This is a genomic window from Shewanella nanhaiensis (assembly GCF_019457885.1).
Taxonomy (GTDB): Bacteria; Pseudomonadota; Gammaproteobacteria; order Enterobacterales; family Shewanellaceae; genus Shewanella; species Shewanella nanhaiensis.
This window is the reverse complement of record NZ_JAHZST010000004.1, coordinates 63372-82351: the sequence shown is the minus strand read 5'-3', so window position 1 is coordinate 82351 and position 18980 is coordinate 63372. Positions and strand designations below refer to the sequence as shown.

The window sequence follows — 18980 nt, the reverse complement described above, 5'->3', positions numbered from 1 at the left end:
TACTCGCGTTAACTAAAAGCCTGGATCCCTGTCTGGGCACGGCCTAAAATAAGGGCATGAATATCGTGAGTCCCTTCATAGGTATTCACCGCTTCTAGATTCATCACATGGCGAATGATATGGAACTCATCTGAGATACCATTGCCGCCATGCATATCACGAGACATACGGGCGATATCTAACGCTTTACCGCAGGAGTTTCTTTTAATTAATGAGATAGCTTCAACAGGTAGGGCATCTTGATCCATTAACCGCCCCGCTTGTAAACAGGCAAATAGACCCGTTGTTATTTCAGTCTGCATGTCCGCTAACTTCTTTTGAATAAGCTGATTGGCGGCCAAAGGACGGTTAAACTGAACTCTGTCTAAGGTATACTGACGCGCACCATGCCAGCAAAACTCGGCAGCGCCAAGCGCTCCCCAAGCAATGCCATATCTGGCTTTATTTAAACAACCAAATGGCCCTTGCAACCCCTCAGCATTGGGCATTAATGCAGATTCTGGAACCTCTACATTATCCATAACGATCTCACCGGTCACCGATGCACGCAACGAGAACTTACCCTCAATTTTAGGCGCGCTTAACCCTTTCATCCCTTTCTCTAGAATGAAGCCGCGGATCTTACCCTCCAATTTGGCCCAGACAATAAACACATCGGCAATGGGTGAATTAGTGATCCACATCTTGGCACCATTAAGCCTATACCCTCCGTCGATACGCTCAGCGCGAGTCTTCATGCCGCCAGGATCTGAGCCTACATCTGGCTCGGTGAGACCAAAACAGCCCACCCACTCACCCGTAGCTAACTTAGGCAGATATTTCATTCTCTGCTCCTCGCTGCCATAGGCATAGATAGGATGCATCACCAAGGAGGATTGCACGCTCATGGCCGAACGATAACCACTGTCCACACGCTCTATTTCACGGGCTACCAGTCCATAGCTAACATAATTGACATTCGAGCAGCCATATTTTTCAGGCAGGGTCGCACCAAGTAGACCCATCTCACCAAGCTCATTCATGATCTCCCGATCAAAATGTTCCTCACGGTTAGCCATTAACACCCGACTCATCAGCTTATCCTGAGCATAGTCATATACACTGTCGCGTATCATTCTCTCCTCATCAGAGAGTAAAGCGTTTAGCTGTAAAGGGTCTGTCCAGTCAAAATGCACTCGCGCCATGATGTTATCCTTAATTAGGGCAAAATTATTCACAATCGTTATTGGTTACAATAAGCATAAATTAGCTTTAGGAAAAATAGTCTTTTTCTTTATCATCCATAGATTTTACCTATGGGGTCATCTATTGAGTAAAGCTTGATGACACGGTAAATACAACATAAAGATAAAAAATTAACACGATTAAGGATCACTCAAAAAACATAGTAACAACCAAGATACAACACCTTGAAAGCACTAACCTTGCCCATGTATCACTTTGCATCAAAATGCACAAAACTTCTGCCTAACGCTCTTTGATGATGTTACTCTGTTACTTGATATGTTAATTCTGTAATAAGTATATAAACGGTGTCATGAATAGGCTAAAACTGCTCTCCCTCAGCGCTATTTTTATCCCCTTCCTCTCTTGGGGTGATATAGACGTACCTTGTGAAAATGATCTTGAATGCATTGAGGTTGGTCAATGGGATCTGGGTATTGCATTTGGTTATGGCGAGCGCAGCAACCCCCTGAAAGATTACTCTGACATCCCTATCTATTTAGTGCCTACCTTTGCCTATTACGGTGATAGCTGGTTTTTCGACAACGGAAATATAGGGTACACCTTAGTGGAAGAGGAGAAATACACACTCAACCTTTCCACTAGCTTCAGTACCGACAGCGCTTACTTTCAACGTTGGGACCCTTCGAATATATTTCTAGCTGGTTCCAACAAGTTTGAAGCTAATTCAATAGCAGCAAATGGGCGAACTCTGCTTATGAGTGAAGAGCCTAAGCCCGATGTGGGTCCTCTAGAGAGACGCAAATTTACCTACTTAGGTGGCCTTGATGCATTTATCTATACTCGAGCTGGCATCCTCAACTTATCACTCGCCCACGATATGCTAAATGTGCACCAGGGCACCGAAGCCAGAGCAAAATGGCTCTATAATCTTCCCGTTCAGAATTGGAATTTCGAATTTGCACTCAGATTAGACTGGAAAAGTGAAGAGGTCGTAGATTACTATTACGGCGTTAGAAAGAGTGAGAGTCCCTATTGGAATCAAGCTTACCAAGCTAAATCAGCATTAAATGTAGGGATTGAATTGACTACCCATTACGTCATGACTCAGCACTGGGATCTCATATTTTTAGCCAGATACACTCAGATTGCCGATGAAATAGCCAATAGTCCGCTACTAGATCAAGACCATACCAGTACTTTTTATCTTGGTACAAGTTATAGGTTTTAAGGGTGCAAATTACCAAATTCATAACACGCTTACTCCTGCTCCTCTCCCTCTTCATCGTGGGCAGTAGTCAGATATTTGCTGATGAAGCAGATGAATTAGGCGCCAAGCTCACAGTATCACCAGAGTTTTGTATAACTTCAGGTGAGCAACTTACCTGTGATCTCAAGGTACTACTTGAGTGGAAAAATCAGCAACCAAGAGCTATCTGCATTTTATCTGACTATGAAAACATGGCTAAGTGGTGCGCAGAAGACGATAAAGCAAATTCGTTAAGTTTGAATGTAAGCACAACTGAAGACATTCAATTTGTAATGATAGATAAAGAAACACATGAAACACTCGCTGGGGTAAAACTTAAAGTCACACAGACTGCAGAGCCCAAAGTGAGAAGACGCTTCCGTAACCCTTGGAGTTTATTCTAATGACAGACCCTCAATCGACCCATAGAGTCTTACTGGTAGAGGACGATATTCGCCTTGCCAACTTGATTGTGGATTATTTAAAGTCCCATGGAATGCACGTTGAAGTTGAGCGTCGCGGTGACACAGTACTAACTCGCCTGATTAACTATAAACCAGACATTATATTGCTGGATATTATGCTACCAGGAATGGATGGGCTCACTTTATGCGAGAAGTTACCCGACTACTTTGCTGGTCCCATCTTATTGATGAGTGCATTAGGTTCAAACGAAGATCAGATCAAAGGTTTAGAGCTAGGTGCCGACGACTATGTCGTTAAACCTGTCGATCCCGCTCTGCTTATCGCCAGAATTAATAACCTTTTGCGCCGTACCGCTAAACCGCCGAAGGTTGAATCTCACTGCTTATCATTCGGTAAGCTGAGCATAGATCCTCATACTCAGGCTATTAGACTTGGCGACCTTGAAGTGGATCTAACCAGCCATGAGTTTGAACTACTTTGGCTATTAGCATCTCAAGCTGGACAGGTCTTAAGCAGGCAATATATCTACCAATACCTGTTGAATATCGACTTCGATGGTAAAGACAGAAAGATAGATGTCAGAGTCTCAAGACTAAGAAAGAAGCTGGGCGACAACATAGAGACCCCGTTCCGAATTAAAACGGTTTGGGGCCAAGGTTACCTCTTTGCGCCAGAAGCTTGGACAAATTAACTCAAGAACCTCAATTTAACTGCGTATTAATGGAATAATCGATTGAAACGACTTTTTATCAGCCTATACCTGCTTATCAGTTTAAGCATCTTAGGGATAGGCTGGACACTCGATAATATTTGGCAAAACAATGTCGAAGATAGCGGCGCAATGGATGCACCGCTCATTGCGCTGGCACAACTTCTAGGAAAACTGCCAGAGCAGGAGCGACTCGATTATTTAAACCAGATAGACCACTCTCCTAACTATCCTCTTGAGCTTGTAGACTCAGCTCAAATCGCCCTGTCAGATCATAGCGCCCTGAGTGACAACAGTGTGCTTATAACTACAGTAAGCGATCATTTCGAGCTGCATTTTATCAAGGTTAACAACCAAATTTTGGTCGCAGGCCCTATTGAGATAGATCCCAGAGCTAGGCTACGCAAGCTTTTTACCCTCTTGTTCTATCTCTCTTTAGGCCTAATAGCCCTTATCTGGGTATGGCCACTTTCAAGAGATTTAAAGACACTGCGCAATGCGACCCAAGAGTTTGGACAAGCAAAATGGAACACCCAAATAGAGCTATCCCCCAGATCGCAAGTGCTCCCTTTAGCCACAACCTTCAATGAGATGGCGAAGCAGATAAGTAACCTAATAGAGAGCCAGAAGCACTTATCAAATGCGGTTTCCCATGAGATCCGCACCCCCCTTGCTAGATTGAAGTTTGCCTTAGCTTTAATGCCGCAGTACTGCCTGCCAGACTCAGATGAGCAGCGCAGATCCGAATTTCTCGAAGAGATGAAACTTGATGTAAAAGAGATGGAGAACCTGCTTCAAGAGCTACTCACCTATGCCAGTCTGGAGTCTCAACAAAAAGAGGTCAATCTTGAACATTGCGATCTCACGGCTTTGACTTTGCAAACAATTAAACGCCTCTCATCACAAAATACACCACCAATTCACTTCAATAAGGGAGCACAACCAGCCTATATAATGGGCGATCCTTCACTGATTGAAAGAGCAATACAGAACCTCGTTACCAATGCCCAGCGATTTGCCCAAAACGCCATTGATATAAAAATTGAACAAGATAAACAACTTGTCACTCTTAGTGTCACCAATGATGGACCTGGGATCCCGAAGGAAGATCAAGCTAAAATTTTTGAGCCTTTCTACCGTAGCAAGTCAGTGCAAAATGGCAATAAAGGCCATGGTTTAGGTCTCGCCATCATTAAGCGGATAATGGAGCGGCATCAAGGAGAGGTTGAGCTTATCAGCTCAGATGAAAAAACCAGTTTTATCCTAACTTGGCCTAATCCTAAGTAATATCAATCAATATAAATTATTCAAGAGTAAAGTCATCGACCGATAAGCTAGGCTCTTCAGGATCGCTTATTTCAAAATCAAAGGAAGGATTGAGATCCGCACGTTCCTGTAATAACTGGGCTTTTCTCGCCTTCAAAATTGCTAGTTGGCGACGACGTTTCCTCTGTTTACAGAGACGAATCACATCGTATTTTTTCGCATCTGAAAACTCCAGCCAATTAAAACGTTCATCCCGATTACGTAAGCACCCTTTACAATAACCTCGAGCATCGGTCTGACATACACCAATACAGGGGCTTTGAATTTCAAAAAACTCTAACTGTTCCATCAATGTTCGCCCCCTATGACAAAAATAACCGTTATCTTAAACATAACTGATTTGTATTGAGCTGGCTAATAGCAATAGCGAGGAAAACACTTGCATCTGACTAGATAACAGATCAAATTGGTACCCTGTCTCTCTGTTTAGGAAACAATGATGAAACCTTTAAACTTCTCAGGCCTTCTTTTTGCAGCGCTTCTCCTAACAGCTTGTAGCAGCACACCTAAGAGTGACTATGATATTGATTATGACTTTAGCCAACTCAATAGCTTTTTTGAACAAGCACCCGCTGAATCAAGCGATCCACTCAGTGCATCAAGGATACAAACTGCAATCACAGGTACACTGTTAGATAAAGGGTTTAGACGAGATGAGGAGCAGGCCGACTTCCATGTCACGTTTGGATACCGAATTGATGATAAGCCCAAAGATTCAGGCCTCTCCATTGGACTTGGAACGGGTACATGGGGCAGTGGCGGCGGAGTTAGTGTCGGCACAAGCGTAGGAGTGCCAATTGGCAGCGACACTGCCAAGATCCAAACGATTCAAATTGATATTCTTGATCCCCTCACCAATCGACTTATTTGGCGAGGAACTGACAGCTTTGACTATGATTCCGGTGGAGAGCAGAAAGCGGCAGCAACCCAAGCCACGGTGAAAAAAATCCTCAATCAGTTTCCACCAGAGAAGTAACCTATAACTCATAACAAATAAGGGAAACCTCATGGTTTCCCTCTCCACCATTTAATCATATAAACTGCCATGTAACACATCAAGGTCATAAAACTGTCGTCAAATAGCCATAATATAGCATTAGATTAATCCGCTTAATGAAAGGTCTAACAGACCGTTGCAGTATCACTAAATGGAATCCTCAACATGCGTACCAAACAGATTAGTCTATCCGCCATTCTCATCACATTCACTTGCAGTGCCCTGCTCATAGGATGTCACGATAACAGTGAAAATGAGCCAAAAGTGCCTGCTCAACTCGGACCCAGACCGTTTTTTTTAGTTAACCAGATGCAAGATAGTGAGCTTAAAACCGCACTTGAGCAATGTAGTGACCACTCGTTTTATCGCACCGACTTCTCCATTGGCCACCGCGGCGCCGCCATGCAGTTTGCAGAGCATACTAAAGAGTCCTACCAAGCAGCTATCGACTCCGGCGCAGGTATTGTCGAGTGTGACGTGACTTTTACTGCCGACAAAGCATTAGTCTGCCGTCACTCTCAATGCGATCTGGCCACCACGACCAATATATTATCTATCCCTGAACTGGCAAACCAATGCTCAGCCCCTTTTACCCCTGCCGATCCAACCAATGGTATACAAGCCATTGCCAAGTGCTGTACAAGCGATATCACCCTAGCTCAATTTAAGACCCTTAAAGGTAAGATGGATGGTGTAAATCCAGATGCAACAACTGTAGAGGAGTATATGGCTGGCACAGCAGATTGGCGTACAGATCTCTATTCTGGTAATGGCACTTTAATGACCCATGCACAGAGCATAGAGATGTTCAAAACTGCTGGCGTTAAGATGACTCCTGAGCTGAAATCACCAGAAGTTCAGATGCCATTTGATGGGTTCACTCAAGAGGAGTACGCCCAAAAAATGCTAGATGAATACATTGCTGCCGATGTTCCACCATCACAGGTATTTCCCCAATCTTTTGAACTTGAAGATATTCAATATTGGATAGCCAATTCACCGGAATTTGCCAATCAAGCCGTATTTCTCGACGACAGATACGATGATGCTGGTTTCGATCCCCAAAATCCTGAAACTTGGTCGCCCTCTATGGATGAGCTAAAAAACCAAGGTGTCGAGTATATCGCTCCACCACTTTGGGTCTTAGTTACACTAGATAACGAACATAAACTTGTGCCCTCTGAATACGCCAAAGCTGCAAATATTGCCCAGCTTAATATCATCACCTGGACACTTGAGCGCTCAGGCTTATTGATAAACGGTGGCGGTTGGTACTATCAGAGCATCACAGATGCCATTGACAATGAAGGTGATGCCTTCGAACTATTAGATATGTTAACCAAAGATGTTGGCGTTAAAGGGGTGTTTTCCGACTGGCCAGCAACCGTGACCTACTATGCTAACTGCATAGGAATTTAACCCTTAAAAATAGAGGAGATAGCCAACATAGGCTAACTCCTCATTTATGATAAAAACTACTTATGGGCATTGACTGTTCTATCTGATGCCCACTCTCGTAGTGCATCAAGCTTTTCACGCATCACCACCGAAAGCGGCCTTGTTTTCATTAACTCATCGATTAACAGCCCCTGATCCAATGTGAGCTCTGATGCTCTGGCAGTATAGATAGCGGAGATTATCGCCTGCTCTATCTCAGCACCGGAAAAACCTTGGCTGGCATTAGAAAGCTCAGCCAGATTAAATTGACTCAGAACCAGTCCACGACGTTTAGCATGAATAAGAAAGATAGCCTTGCGGATCTCATCATCGGGCAAGTCCACAAAGAAGATCTCATCCATTCGCCCCTTACGCATTAACTCTGGTGGCAGCGCCGAAATATCATTGGCTGTCGCCACCATAAACACTTGTGACTTTCGCTCTGCCATCCAAGTCAAAATGGTGCCTAAAATACGGGTTGAAACACCATCGTCACTATTTCCACCACTCAAGCCTTTCTCTATCTCATCAATCCAAAGCACACAGGGAGACATCAGATCCGCAAGCTCTAAGGCATGTCGAAGGTTCTTCTCTGTTTCACCAATGTATTTATTATAGAGCGCCGACATATCCAGTCGCAGCAGTGGTCTCTGCCACATCCCCGCAACCGCTTTAGCTGCTAAGCTCTTACCGCTTCCCTGTACACCAAGCAATAGGATACCTTTTGGTTGATCTTCAAGGTTCTGAGTGCTTGTTGATGGTGCTCTGTGTTTCAACCACTGCTTTAAGTTATGTAAGCCCGCCACCTGAGAGAAGTCACTGGTGTCATATTCAAACTGCAGTACACCTTCCAAATCTAGCAGTTCAAACTTTCCCTTATTAACCATATCGACATCAGAGTGAGTAATGGCACCATCGTCAACAATGGCTTTGTGCGCTAGGCGACGAGCATCATCGAAGGTTAACCCTTTTAAATTTTCTGCAAGCTTAAGCACTGCCGAGTCATCGACATCAAGCATTACTCCTTCAGCCCTGACCTTATCAACTTGCTCATAGATCAAGTTCTGCAGTTGTGCCCCATTAGGCAGAGATAACCTAAAGTGAGCACAGTAACGCTTAATCTCCGGCGGGATCTCAAATGCATGACTAACCAAGACAAGCGTGTGTTTGAGCGACTCATACTCAAGAGCTATCTCTTTGAGCAGGCGTACATTTTTAGGAGCATTCTCTACAAAGGGGTGAAAATCACATAACACATAGATCCCCTGCTGATCTGTAGACTTTATCTGACCTAAGATATCGGCAGGCTCACTGTTAAACTTCTGCACACCCATCGCCCTATCAACTCGAGTTAGCCCCTGAGTAATGCTCCAGCTAAAGAGTGGCTGATAAAGCACACTCGATACCTTTTTAAGCAACTCAATGGCGCGGTACTCCTCATAGGTTTCAATGATAACAATGGGGGTATTTGATCTTAAGACAGAGGTTAAATCTCTGATATCTTGCATCTTTACGCCTTATAAAAACTAACTGTAAAAGATAAGACCACCTTTTTGATGGCCTTAAACAGACTAGTGGAACAGGTAATTGAGCCAGCCCTGCATTCTAAGCAGCACTTTTCTCATTACTGCCACATGGGAGAAGTGATCTGTGTAGATTGCAGCTTGCCCAGAAACGCCTGCAGGAAATTTATCACGGATCTCATGGTGGTCTATCTCAATCAAAACAATCACTCTCCCACGCTGCATCAAGTTACGTGACGAGATAAGCGCGCCGCTTGATTGGATCTCCCCCTCAGCCATCGCCGGTAAGATTTTTGCGACCTTGCCAATAAAGACCTCTCCAGGTGCACCATCGAGTATCACCTCAGCCTCATCCCCCTCTTTTAATCTTAGCAAGGAGTTTTGCCAAAAAGCACCCGCAAAATAACGATCTTCATCGGGAATAAAACTCATTAAAGAACGCAGTGGCATAGGCACAGCTACAATACCTGGGCGCAACGCCATTTGGGTTACCATTCCATCGGCTGGTGCCCTAACAACGGTCATCTCCAGATCAAACAAGGCCTTCTCAAGCTGACCCTGTATACCAGCAACTTTAGTGTTAACGCCATCAACATTGGACTCAAAAGCCAACCTCACTCTTAACTCTTCCGCTTGCGCTACTGTTAACTGAGCCTCAGAAGCCAGATAGAGTTGACGCTTGTTATCTAGCTCAAGCTCTGTAAAAGGCGAGTTAGCCCCTCCTCTTTTCTTTCCCTTTGCGTAGCGATCATAAGCTGACTTGGTTCTGTCTCTATCAGCCTCTGCACGTTCAACATTAGCAAGCGCAGACTGCCAAGCTGCTTCAAGTTGAGGTACCTCCTGCTCAGCCGATACTAGAGCTGCACGCTTCTGCTTTACGATAGCTTCAAACGGAGTGGGGTCTAATCTAAATAGCACATCCCCCTTCTTAACAGGGACATTTGGCTCCACCTCTACCGAAGTAACGACACCTCGAACCGCAGGGTTTATCGGCGTAGAAACAAAATACTCCTTAGCAAAAGGCGTATAGGGGTGGTTATAGTTCATCAATAAAATTAAAGCGCCAACAATAAAAACACCGCCTAATATCGCTGTTGGTACCGTCCACTTAGTTAGCGGGATTTTAAAGATTTTAAAGATGGCAATACAGATAGCGGTGTAGGTCAGAATGAGTAGAAGATCCATATTACACCTCCTCCTTATTACTATTTTGAACATCACTAATGACCGGCTCAGGCTGAGTCGGTTGACCGCTTAACTCGACCGATTGCAGCCTAAGTTCAAGCTTAGCTACGGTTTCATTAAGCTGTTTTACCTCATCTTCAAGGGCAAGCTCACGCTCAACAACCGCATTAAATCCCCAGCCACGATCTTCTCGATATAAGGTGGCCCAGATCCAAAGAAACGGCCAAATAGCATGAAGTGTAAACAAACTTACCCAGCCAGCGACATGCAGTGCATCTTGCTGGGGATGATTCCGCTTCTTAGCAATTTCATAGGGGATATCATGAATAACAATCACGCCGTAAAAGAGAAAAATGGCGACAAAAAAAATCACACCCAACGCAAAATAATCTAAAAACACAGCTCGCTCCTTAGGTTCTGTTTTAACTTCTTATACTGATTGGTGTTAGCAATAAGTAGATCCTTGTTTTTGTTAATAAGCTTGAACAACAAATGCAAAAACATTCTCGCAACAAAACATTATCAACACCAGATATTTATTATTAAGCCAGAGGAGCAGTTGAGGTTGGTCAGTGAGAGTTATCAGCTAAAAGGCTTAACCTGATTAGGCAAGCCCTTTACCTTACCCAAAACGGTATCATGCTAGATTAATTAACTCGATTTTCTGCTCTGCCAGCCAAGAAGGCTGCCAAATTATTCACAGCAATATTAAGTAGGTTTTGTCTTGCTTCCAGTGTTGCCCAGGAGTTATGAGGTGTAATACTGATATTGATGGCGCTCAGTAGAGGGTTGTTATCTAAAGGAGGCTCAGTTGAGAGTACATCCACTCCAGCAGCGGCGATATCGCCATCGGCTAGCGCCTGACTCAAAGCCATTTCATCGATGAGTCCTCCACGAGCTGTATTGACTAAAATAGCGGTTTTGCGCATCGATTTGAGTAGTGCCCGATTAACTATCTTATCCGTCTCCTGCGTCAAAGGGCAGTGAAGCGAAAGAATATCCACCTGAGGTAGCATCTCGCTCAATTCACTCCAAATGGCTCCCGCAGGCAAGTTATGCAGTGGTGTTCTCGTATTCACTAATACCTTCATCCCGAAGGCCTGTGCAATATTAGCCACCTGTTGACCTATGGCTCCATAGCCCATTAGCCCTATGGTTTTTCCCTTCAAAGATTGCAATGGGTTGAGGGTAAAACAAAAATCAGGGCATTGACTCCACGCCCCTTGAACAACCGCTTGATAGTGAGAAGCAACGCCTTGTGTATGATGAAAAATATGGGCAAATACCATCTGAGCCACAGCGTCTGGGCCATAACTAGGAACATTCGTCACCGCCACGCCATTATTAGCAGCAGCGACTAAATCAACCACATTGGTGCCCGTTGCCAATACACCAATATAGCTAAGCTTAGGAAGTTGAGAAAGCATCTGAGCATTAAGAGGGGTTTTATTGGTAAAGATTATCTCTGCATCTTGAACTCGGCTCAATAGCTCTGACTCAGCAGTCCTGTCATAACAGATAAACTCACCTTCACCAGCCAACTCACTGAGTCCACGCCAGCTTAAATCACCAGGGTTAAGGGTATGACCGTCGAGTACCACTATTTTCATCTTGTTAATCTCTCATGCTTTTTAACGCTAAAACGTCAATTTTAAGCCTAAATTGACCTGTCCCTGCCACATGATGTCAGAGCTGATGCTCCAGAGACAGTCTCCCCCATTACAAAATAGCGTCGAGTCACTACTGATGAAGGTGGCATAGCCTCTGGCATCGGCAAATAGAGAGAATGAGGGAGCGACTTGATACGCAACTCCAACGCCAAACCCCATTGAAAAGCGAGTCTCATTGGCGTATTCACCACTGGGGCGCATACTGGTTAAACCGACGCTAGCTGTAACATAAGGCTTTACATCGCCCTTGGGAAAATAGAGAGAGCCACCCAGATGCAGATAATCTAGGTCCAGATCTGTGATAGGAGAGGGGCTAAAATTACTGCCAGTTCTCAATTCGGTAGACTGGTGGCTGTAGAGTAGATAGATATCACCAGGATCAGCGGTGGTAAAACCTAGCATAACGCCATATTGCGCCGATTCAGAGACCTTGAGCTCGCCCTCTTCACCGCTGGTAAGGTTACCAACCCCAGAGCTTTTGATATTGAACTCACTGGCACCAAAACCGTATCCCCCAAACGGAGCGACATAGACCTCAGCAAAAGAGGGAGCTGAAAGCAAAAGAGAAGCCACTGCCAGCATAGAGGTAGGAATATTCCCTGCTTTTTTTATATCAGACATCTCGCCTCTCCATTATCAAAATATCAGCCTGAGCAGGCCTTTATTCTAGAAAAAAGAATGTATATTCTATGCCCAAATAATACACGCTTTTAAAAGAGTTCTTCAATAAAAATAGCAGGATAACAAAACTAAGCTTAACTTTATCGCATACCTCGATCAGTTTTAACCCTGTCATAGGCAGCTTGAATATCTTGCGCCTTAGTTTTAGCAAGCTCCATCATCTCAGGAGGCAGACCTTTAGCCACTAGCTTATCTGGATGATGTTCATTCATCAGCTTGCGATAGCTACGCTTAACCTCTTGATCTGAAGAGGCTTCAGTTAATCCAAGCAGAGAGTAGGCATCTTCAATACTGGTCTGGTTGTTATTGCCACCTTGATGAAAATTAAACTCAGCTTGCCAGCGTTTTAGCAACTCATCGAGTTGAATACGGCTGAATCCTAACTCCTGTGCAATGGTCAACAAAATCTCATGCTCTTTAGGGTCAAGTTTCGCGTCAGACAGTGCAGTCTGGATCTGGATCTCAAGAAACATCTGCAGCAGCTCTTTACGCCCCATAGAGATAAGGCGGAAGGTTTTCAAGCAAGCTTTTACATCAAAGTCACTCTCTTTGCCCTCTTTAAAGGCTGCCTGAGCCTCGGCTCTTGCCTCCCCTTTGAGCTGCATCTGATCCATTAACATGGTCGCAATACGGATATCGGTTTCAGTCACCTGCCCAGAAGCTTTAGCCACATGGCCCATAACAGAGAACGTCGTCTTAAAAAACAGTGTCTGACGATTCGCGCCACTACCGATAATGCCACTCAATTGGGCACTTTTTTTATCATACAGGTGACCTAACCAGAGACCGATAACGCCGCCGATAATACGGCCGAACATAAACCCTATAGCGAAGCCAAAAAACTTACCCCAAATACGCATCAAAAAACCTTTAATAACCAATTAAACGACAATCAAACTAGAAAATAACAGGACTAAACAGGTTAGCCTAAATCTCGTTGGCGCTTCTCTAACATCTCTAGACGCGCCACAGTCCCCACGTCACACCAAAAACCGGGAAAGTGCTCTCCGGACACAACTCCTAACGCCATCTTTTCTCTAAGTAAGGGAGCGAGAGGAAAACCAGCATCAGGTGTTTCATCAAAAAGAGAGGGATGATAGACCCCCATCCCTGAAAAGGTCAATGTCACCTCATCATCAAAAGTTTTATCCTTTACTAGTCCAGCTTTCAGACTGAAATCTCCTTTAGGATGCTGACTCGGGTTATCCACCAACCAAAGATGAGCCAACTTTCCATTGAGCATATGGGTAACATCTCCCTCTTCCAGCTCGGGAAGTGCATCGATAAACACATCACCATTAATCACCAGAAATGGCTTGTTCCCCAGAAGAGGTAAGGCTTGCCTAATTCCGCCGCCAGTCTCTAACGCTGTTGTTTCATGGCTATACTGAATATTCACGCCCCAACGACCGCCATCGCCTAAGGTCTCAATCAACTTCTCGCCTAGCCAAGCATGGTTAATCACAATATCCTTAAAACCAGCTTTAGCAAGACGCTCTATGTGATAAACGATCAATGGTTTGCCCGCCACACACACCAAAGGCTTAGGCAAGCTATCCGTTAATGGACGTAGTCTCTCCCCACGACCAGCAGCTAATATCATCACCTTCATAACTTGGCCTCAACAGCGGGAATAATAGAGTCTGCTATCCAGGCACTAAAGGTCTCTAGCTCTGGATAACGAGCTGATATATCCCGAATATACTCAAGAGTCAAAGGAATATCAGCCATATAAGCAGGCTTGTCATCTCGATATTTAAGACGGGAAAAAATACCGGCGGCCTTGATATGCCGCTGCAACCCCATCAAATCAAACCAGCGAGTATAGGTCGCTAGTGTCACACTTTTATCGAGCTGGCCACTGGATTGAACTTGCTCAAAATGTTGCGTCATTAACTGCTCAACCAGAGCATCAGGCCAACGAACATAACAGTCACGCAGCAGAGAAACCGCATCATAAGTCACAGGCCCAAGCACGGCATCTTGAAAATCGATCACTTTCAGCTGATCATTTTGCAGCATCAAATTGCGACTATGATAATCTCGATGCATACCAACTTTAGGCTGAGCTTCTACATTCTCTATCAAACAGGAAAATGTTGTCCTCAGCATATTTTGAGTCTTTTCATCCAGTTCTATTACAAGATGACGTTTTATCAACCAATCAGAAAAAATATCTAATTCCAGTTGAACAAAAGCGGCATCGTATAAAGGCAATGCGCTTTCACCATTATCGATAACGAGGCTCACTTTATCTAAGAGTCTTAAGGCGTCACGATAGTAAGCGTATACATTGTCACTATTTAATACCGACAGTAACTGAATATCGCCTAAGTCACTCAACAACAAGAAACCGTCTTCAGCATTAACTTCAATCACTTGTGGAACATCGACGCCTTTATCTGAATAGGCGCAGGCTAAGTTTACAAAGGGGAGAACTTTGATCAATTCTGGAGGAGAGTCCATCACAATATAAGATATATCTTTATGCTGGACACGAAAATATCGCCTAAAGCTGGCATCCCCAGAGATAAGAGTAGGCGTAACATCTGCGTCGAAAATTTGCTTTAGCCATGCATTTAACGCAAGAAATCTAAGATCTGACAAGGGCACCTCATGGCTCTTATGTAAAAATTGCTTTATTATAAAGCAAAATGGAATCAGCTAATAAGCTCATTGTTGATATTTAGCTGAGTTGCCTAAAATGGCAACATTTATCCCCACTTATTATTGTCCAGACTAAGAAATCATATTAAACGACTTAAGATGCAGATCCGTTACTTATTGGCACTAAGCCTACTTCCCCAATTGGTCTTGGCTGAAGAACCCACCACGCCTGATGCAAATATGCAGTGTATTGTCGAGCCTCCGGTTCCTCGCCCTGCAATTTCAGACAGTGATGAAACCGAAATCGCCCAGCAGGAGATCCAGATCATCTCCAACCGCTCAGAAGCTGAGATGGGCAAGCAAGCAAGGTTTAATGGCGATGTGTCATTTAGCCAAGGCGGCCGTCATATTGCTGCTGATGAAGCGATTTTAGATCAAGGTGAAGAGCGACTTGATGCCAATGGCAATCTCGTCTTCCAAGATCAGATGATCACCATCACTGCAGACTCTCTTGTGGCAGAGATGCGTAACAATAGTGCATCCCTTTGGGGAGCACAGTATTGGCTGCACGGGCAGCAGATCCATGGTGATGCAGAAAAATTAGAGATCACCCCAGATAACAATCTTCACCTGACAAAAACCAATTTTACCACCTGTCCTCCCGGCGATACCTCTTGGTTACTTGAAGCTGAAACGATCAAGATTGATAGCACTGAAGAGTGGGGAGAGTTATGGGATGCGAAGTTACGAATCGGTGATGTACCCGTATTTTATATTCCCTATATGACAATACCTGTGTCCGATAAACGTAAATCAGGTTTCCTTTTCCCACTTTTAAGCACCAGCACCACCAATGGTGTCGAGGTCGCAACCCCCTACTACTGGAATATATCACCAGAGTATGATCTCACCCTGACGCCACACTATATGTCATCGAGGGGATTGTTCCTTAAGAGTGATTTTCGCTATCTAGCGGGTGATGCTCAACAGGGCCAAGTTAATGTCGAGTATCTCGGCAATGATAATATGTTATCGGACTCACAAGATCGCTACCTCTACCACTGGGAACACAGAGGCGCGATTAATGAAAACTGGCGAGTATTAGCTAACTTCACCGATGTGTCAGATAACAACTATTTCAACGATCTTAATTCAGAAGTTCAGCGGGCCACAGATAATCAGATGTCTCGTATTGGTGAGATCAGTTATTTTGAGCAAAATTGGGATTTCACCGCGCGAGTACAAGATATTAAGGTACTGGGTGAAGAGGAGAAACCCTATCAGGTGATGCCGCAAGTAGGGCTAAACTACCGCGCCCCAGACTTTTGGAACGGTTTAGATTTCTCCTTACTCAGTGAAGTCAGTAATTTTGAGCACGATGATAATGAGTACTCCACCGCCACTCGTTTACACATTGAGCCTACCGTCTCATACCCAATACATGGTCCAGCAGGTTCTCTCACCAGTGAAGTAAAGTTACTTCAAACCTATTATTGGCAAAACGATAATGGATTTGAGGCTAACAAAGATCTGGCCAGCAGCGTAAGCCGAACCTTACCTCAGGTACGCCTACACGGTCAGATCAACTTTGAACGTTTCACCAACTATTTTAATGAGAACTACCGTCAAACCTTAGAGCCTCAGTTCCAATACCTCTATGTAGGCTATGAAGATCAAGATGACATAGGTATCTATGATACAGCTAAGATACAGGAAGATTACTTTGGCCTGTTCCGCGACCGACGTTTTTCCGGTATCGACAGAATTGCCGACGCTAACCAGTTCACTTTAGGATTGACCACCCGCTTATTCGATGAGCATAACGTTGAAACATTTAGATTTAGTCTTGGTCAGATCTATTACTTAGAAGACAGTAAGGTAGGGATTAGCGATCCAATTAATCCCAACAATAACTTAACTCAAGAAAATACCTCCAACTCAGTATTGGCTGCAGAGCTAAGCACTAAGTTATACAAAGACTGGTATATGAGCGGCGCAATTCAGTATGATACTAAGCAAAGTGACAATAAAAAGAGTGAAGTCACACTCGACTTTAGGCCTGGTGCCAATAAGTTACTTCAGTTTAGCTATCGATATGTCCCAGATCTGTTGAATACCAATACTAATGAATCAGTCAATATCTCTCAAACAGGTATGCGAGCGGCTTGGCCAATCAACGACAATTGGTACTTAGTGGGTAATTGGTATTATGATCTTAACGAAAGCCGTAGTGTAGAGACCTATACAGGCTTTCAATATGAATCTTGTTGCTGGGCAGTGCGTTTAAGTTATCATTACCGAATTAAAACTAATTACGAAGATGACTTTAACCCAGTTCAGGATAACCGTGAACTTTTTGAAAGCGGTCTATACCTGAATTTCGTGATAAAAGGGCTCGGTGGTTCAGGTCCGTTAGGTGTATCAGATATGCTTGACGATGGTCTGTTCAATTACCGTAAACCACTTTATTTGAAGAACTAGTGATTTCAATGGGCTTTCTTCCCACTGGGGCGAAATAAGTTTATTTTTGATGAACCATGCGTTGGTCTTAGAGTCCAACCATGATAATAGAATCAAGTCGGCGCCATTTGGCGTCGCACCTGACATTAATATGCCAAGGATTTTTGTGGATGAAACCGTGTAAACATTTAATTTTTGCTTTTCTTGCTTTGGCTGCTAGCCACACAGTACAAGCGCAAACCGCCCCACTCGATCGTGTATCAGTACAGATTAACGAAGGTATTCTGCTAGAGAGTGAAATCACTGGCATGATCAAAACCGTTAAGGCGAATGCAACTGCTGCAGGTCAGGCGTTACCCTCTGATAGTGCCCTTAGAACACAGGTCATTGAGCGCTTAATTATGACCCGTCTGCAGATGCAGATGGCCGACAGAATTGGTCTGCATATTGGTGATCTACAACTGGATCAAACCATAGGTAATATCGCTAAAGAGCAAAACTTAACTGTTGATCAGATGCAGCTAAAGATCGCCGAAGAGGGGATGAGCTGGAATCAATACCGTGAACAGCTACGTGAAGAGATCACCTTAGGTGAGATACAGCGTATTCAGGTACAGCGACGTATCCAAGTCTCCCCACAAGAGATCAACAGCTTAGTTAAGATGATTGAGGAGAAAGGCCTTCAAGAGGTTGAGTTCCAAATTGGTCACATCCTTATCGAAGTGCCAAGCAGTCCTAACAGCGAACAGCTCGCTAGCGCCAGTAAACGTGCAGAAACCGTACTTAAACGCGTTAAAGATGGTGCAGACTTCCGCCGCACGGCGATTGCAGCATCATCTGGCCCCAAAGCGCTAGAAGGTGGTGTTTGGGATTATATGAACGTCAATGAGATGCCAACGCTATTTGCTGAGGTACTAGGCAACGCGAAACCAGGTGACGTGATAGGCCCCATCAGAAGTGGTGCAGGTTTCCACATCATCAAAGTTCTAGATGCTCGTGGCCTGCAGACCAAAGAGATAGATGAAGTTCGCTCAAGACATATCTTGATCAAGCCCTCTCCTATCCTATCGGAAGAACGCGCTAAAGCCATGCTAGATAAGTTTGTTAAAGAGATCCGCGCCGGCGATGCTGACTTTGCAGCACTGGCACGCCAATACTCTGAAGATCCTGGTTCAGGGGCAAAAGGTGGTGAACTAGGCTGGGCAGATCCAAGCGTCTATGTTCCTGCATTCGCACAAACATTAAATGCACTTGAGCTTAATGAGATCAGTGAGCCCTTCCGTTCAAGTCATGGTTGGCATATAGTGCAGCTTGAAGAGCGCCGTAAAACGGACGCAACCGATAAGTTTAATACGAATAGAGCACATCAGCTCATCTTCCGTCGTAAGTTTAACGAAGAGCTACAGAATTGGCTTGACGAGATGAGATCTGAAGCCTACATCGAGGTTTTCGAACCAGAGAATAACCGAGGTTAAACAAGTAACGCCTAAAACTGTTACTATTAGCTGCAGAGTTAACTTACGTT

General features: G+C 44.3%; 18 protein-coding genes. 8 read left to right on the top strand and 10 right to left on the bottom strand.

The genetic code is table 11. The features are described 5' to 3' along the window. Positions 1–8 precede the first annotated feature (8 nt). Positions 9–1184, bottom strand: coding sequence for an acyl-CoA dehydrogenase (locus tag K0625_RS07075; protein WP_220109049.1), 1176 nt, complete (start codon positions 1182–1184; stop codon positions 9–11). A gap of 353 nt (positions 1185–1537) precedes the next feature. Here K0625_RS07075 and K0625_RS07070 point away from each other — a divergent pair, with 353 nt between their 5' ends. From K0625_RS07070 to K0625_RS07055, 4 genes are read left to right on the top strand one after another with little or no spacing between them, the layout of a single operon-like run. After that, positions 1538–2416, top strand: a complete 879-nt coding sequence (locus tag K0625_RS07070; protein ID WP_220109048.1) for a MipA/OmpV family protein — start codon at positions 1538–1540, stop codon at positions 2414–2416. 2 nt (positions 2417–2418) lie between these two features. Then, a complete protein-coding gene (locus K0625_RS07065; protein WP_220109047.1) occupies positions 2419–2838 on the top strand; it encodes a DUF3019 domain-containing protein in 420 nt (139 codons plus the stop codon). Next, a complete protein-coding gene (locus K0625_RS07060; RefSeq protein WP_220109046.1) occupies positions 2838–3551 on the top strand; it encodes a response regulator in 714 nt (237 codons plus the stop codon). Before K0625_RS07065 ends, K0625_RS07060 begins: the two co-directional genes overlap by 1 nt. Before the next feature lie 42 nt (positions 3552–3593). Beyond that, positions 3594–4856 carry an ATP-binding protein gene (locus tag K0625_RS07055; RefSeq protein ID WP_220109045.1) on the top strand — a complete coding sequence of 421 codons (1263 nt, stop codon included), beginning with the start codon at positions 3594–3596 and terminating at the stop codon, positions 4854–4856. Positions 4857–4872: 16 nt separating this feature from the next. Here K0625_RS07055 and K0625_RS07050 read toward each other — a convergent pair whose 3' ends face one another. Next, entirely contained in the window at positions 4873–5184 is a 312-nt protein-coding gene (locus K0625_RS07050) for a DUF1289 domain-containing protein (protein WP_220109044.1), read from the bottom strand. A gap of 147 nt (positions 5185–5331) precedes the next feature. Between K0625_RS07050 and K0625_RS07045 the strand changes: the two genes are divergently transcribed. Beyond that, positions 5332–5871, top strand: coding sequence for a DUF4136 domain-containing protein (locus K0625_RS07045; RefSeq protein ID WP_438944493.1), 540 nt, complete (start codon positions 5332–5334; stop codon positions 5869–5871). Positions 5872–6057: 186 nt separating this feature from the next. Next, the gene (locus tag K0625_RS07040) at positions 6058–7311 is read left to right on the top strand and encodes a glycerophosphodiester phosphodiesterase family protein (RefSeq protein ID WP_220109043.1); all 1254 of its coding nucleotides are present in this window, start codon (positions 6058–6060) and stop codon (positions 7309–7311) included. A gap of 56 nt (positions 7312–7367) precedes the next feature. On the opposite strand, the gene K0625_RS07035 is transcribed toward K0625_RS07040, so the two are convergent. From K0625_RS07035 to K0625_RS07000, 8 genes are all read right to left on the bottom strand, one after another. After that, positions 7368–8837, bottom strand: coding sequence for an AAA family ATPase (locus tag K0625_RS07035; protein WP_220109042.1), 1470 nt, complete (start codon positions 8835–8837; stop codon positions 7368–7370). Between the two features lie 63 nt (positions 8838–8900). After that, positions 8901–10037 carry an HlyD family secretion protein gene (locus K0625_RS07030; RefSeq protein ID WP_012323664.1) on the bottom strand — a complete coding sequence of 379 codons (1137 nt, stop codon included), beginning with the start codon at positions 10035–10037 and terminating at the stop codon, positions 8901–8903. Between the two features lies 1 nt (position 10038). Next, positions 10039–10437 carry a DUF3302 domain-containing protein gene (locus K0625_RS07025; RefSeq protein WP_220109041.1) on the bottom strand — a complete coding sequence of 133 codons (399 nt, stop codon included), beginning with the start codon at positions 10435–10437 and terminating at the stop codon, positions 10039–10041. A 247-nt stretch (positions 10438–10684) separates the two neighbouring features. Then, positions 10685–11647, bottom strand: a complete 963-nt coding sequence (locus tag K0625_RS07020) for a D-2-hydroxyacid dehydrogenase (protein ID WP_220109040.1) — start codon at positions 11645–11647, stop codon at positions 10685–10687. A gap of 27 nt (positions 11648–11674) precedes the next feature. After that, positions 11675–12328, bottom strand: a complete 654-nt coding sequence (locus K0625_RS07015) for an outer membrane beta-barrel protein (protein WP_220109039.1) — start codon at positions 12326–12328, stop codon at positions 11675–11677. 140 nt (positions 12329–12468) lie between these two features. Continuing rightward, on the bottom strand, positions 12469–13248 hold the full coding sequence (gene djlA / locus K0625_RS07010) for a co-chaperone DjlA (RefSeq protein ID WP_012323660.1): 780 nt from the start codon (positions 13246–13248) through the stop codon (positions 12469–12471). A gap of 62 nt (positions 13249–13310) precedes the next feature. After that, positions 13311–14000, bottom strand: coding sequence for an N-acetylmuramate alpha-1-phosphate uridylyltransferase MurU (murU, locus tag K0625_RS07005; RefSeq protein ID WP_220109038.1), 690 nt, complete (start codon positions 13998–14000; stop codon positions 13311–13313). Further along, positions 13997–15001: an aminoglycoside phosphotransferase family protein gene (locus K0625_RS07000; protein WP_220109037.1), complete on the bottom strand. Its 1005-nt coding sequence runs from the start codon at positions 14999–15001 to the stop codon at positions 13997–13999. The genes murU and K0625_RS07000 overlap by 4 nt, the downstream gene beginning before the upstream one ends. A gap of 153 nt (positions 15002–15154) precedes the next feature. Here K0625_RS07000 and lptD point away from each other — a divergent pair, with 153 nt between their 5' ends. Next, positions 15155–17476, top strand: a complete 2322-nt coding sequence (gene lptD / locus K0625_RS06995) for an LPS assembly protein LptD (protein WP_220109036.1) — start codon at positions 15155–15157, stop codon at positions 17474–17476. A 149-nt stretch (positions 17477–17625) separates the two neighbouring features. After that, entirely contained in the window at positions 17626–18930 is a 1305-nt protein-coding gene (gene surA, locus K0625_RS06990) for a peptidylprolyl isomerase SurA (protein WP_220109035.1), read from the top strand. The last annotated feature ends 50 nt before the right edge of the window (positions 18931–18980 follow it).

Excerpts from the sequence above, each read along its gene's own strand:
- K0625_RS07075 (WP_220109049.1), bottom strand. The coding sequence starts at position 1,184 with ATGGCGCGAGTGCATTTTGACTGGACAGACCCTTTACAGCTAAACGCT.
- K0625_RS07070 (WP_220109048.1), top strand. The coding sequence starts at position 1,538 with ATGAATAGGCTAAAACTGCTCTCCCTCAGCGCTATTTTTATCCCCTTC.
- K0625_RS07060 (WP_220109046.1), top strand. The coding sequence starts at position 2,838 with ATGACAGACCCTCAATCGACCCATAGAGTCTTACTGGTAGAGGACGAT.
- K0625_RS07050 (WP_220109044.1), bottom strand. The coding sequence starts at position 5,184 with ATGGAACAGTTAGAGTTTTTTGAAATTCAAAGCCCCTGTATTGGTGTA.
- K0625_RS07045 (WP_438944493.1), top strand. The coding sequence starts at position 5,332 with ATGATGAAACCTTTAAACTTCTCAGGCCTTCTTTTTGCAGCGCTTCTC.
- K0625_RS07040 (WP_220109043.1), top strand. The coding sequence starts at position 6,058 with ATGCGTACCAAACAGATTAGTCTATCCGCCATTCTCATCACATTCACT.
- K0625_RS07035 (WP_220109042.1), bottom strand. The coding sequence starts at position 8,837 with ATGCAAGATATCAGAGATTTAACCTCTGTCTTAAGATCAAATACCCCC.
- K0625_RS07030 (WP_012323664.1), bottom strand. The coding sequence starts at position 10,037 with ATGGATCTTCTACTCATTCTGACCTACACCGCTATCTGTATTGCCATC.
- K0625_RS07020 (WP_220109040.1), bottom strand. The coding sequence starts at position 11,647 with ATGAAAATAGTGGTACTCGACGGTCATACCCTTAACCCTGGTGATTTA.
- K0625_RS07015 (WP_220109039.1), bottom strand. The coding sequence starts at position 12,328 with ATGTCTGATATAAAAAAAGCAGGGAATATTCCTACCTCTATGCTGGCA.
- djlA (WP_012323660.1), bottom strand. The coding sequence starts at position 13,248 with ATGCGTATTTGGGGTAAGTTTTTTGGCTTCGCTATAGGGTTTATGTTC.
- murU (WP_220109038.1), bottom strand. The coding sequence starts at position 14,000 with ATGAAGGTGATGATATTAGCTGCTGGTCGTGGGGAGAGACTACGTCCA.
- lptD (WP_220109036.1), top strand. The coding sequence starts at position 15,155 with ATGCAGATCCGTTACTTATTGGCACTAAGCCTACTTCCCCAATTGGTC.
- surA (WP_220109035.1), top strand. The coding sequence starts at position 17,626 with ATGAAACCGTGTAAACATTTAATTTTTGCTTTTCTTGCTTTGGCTGCT.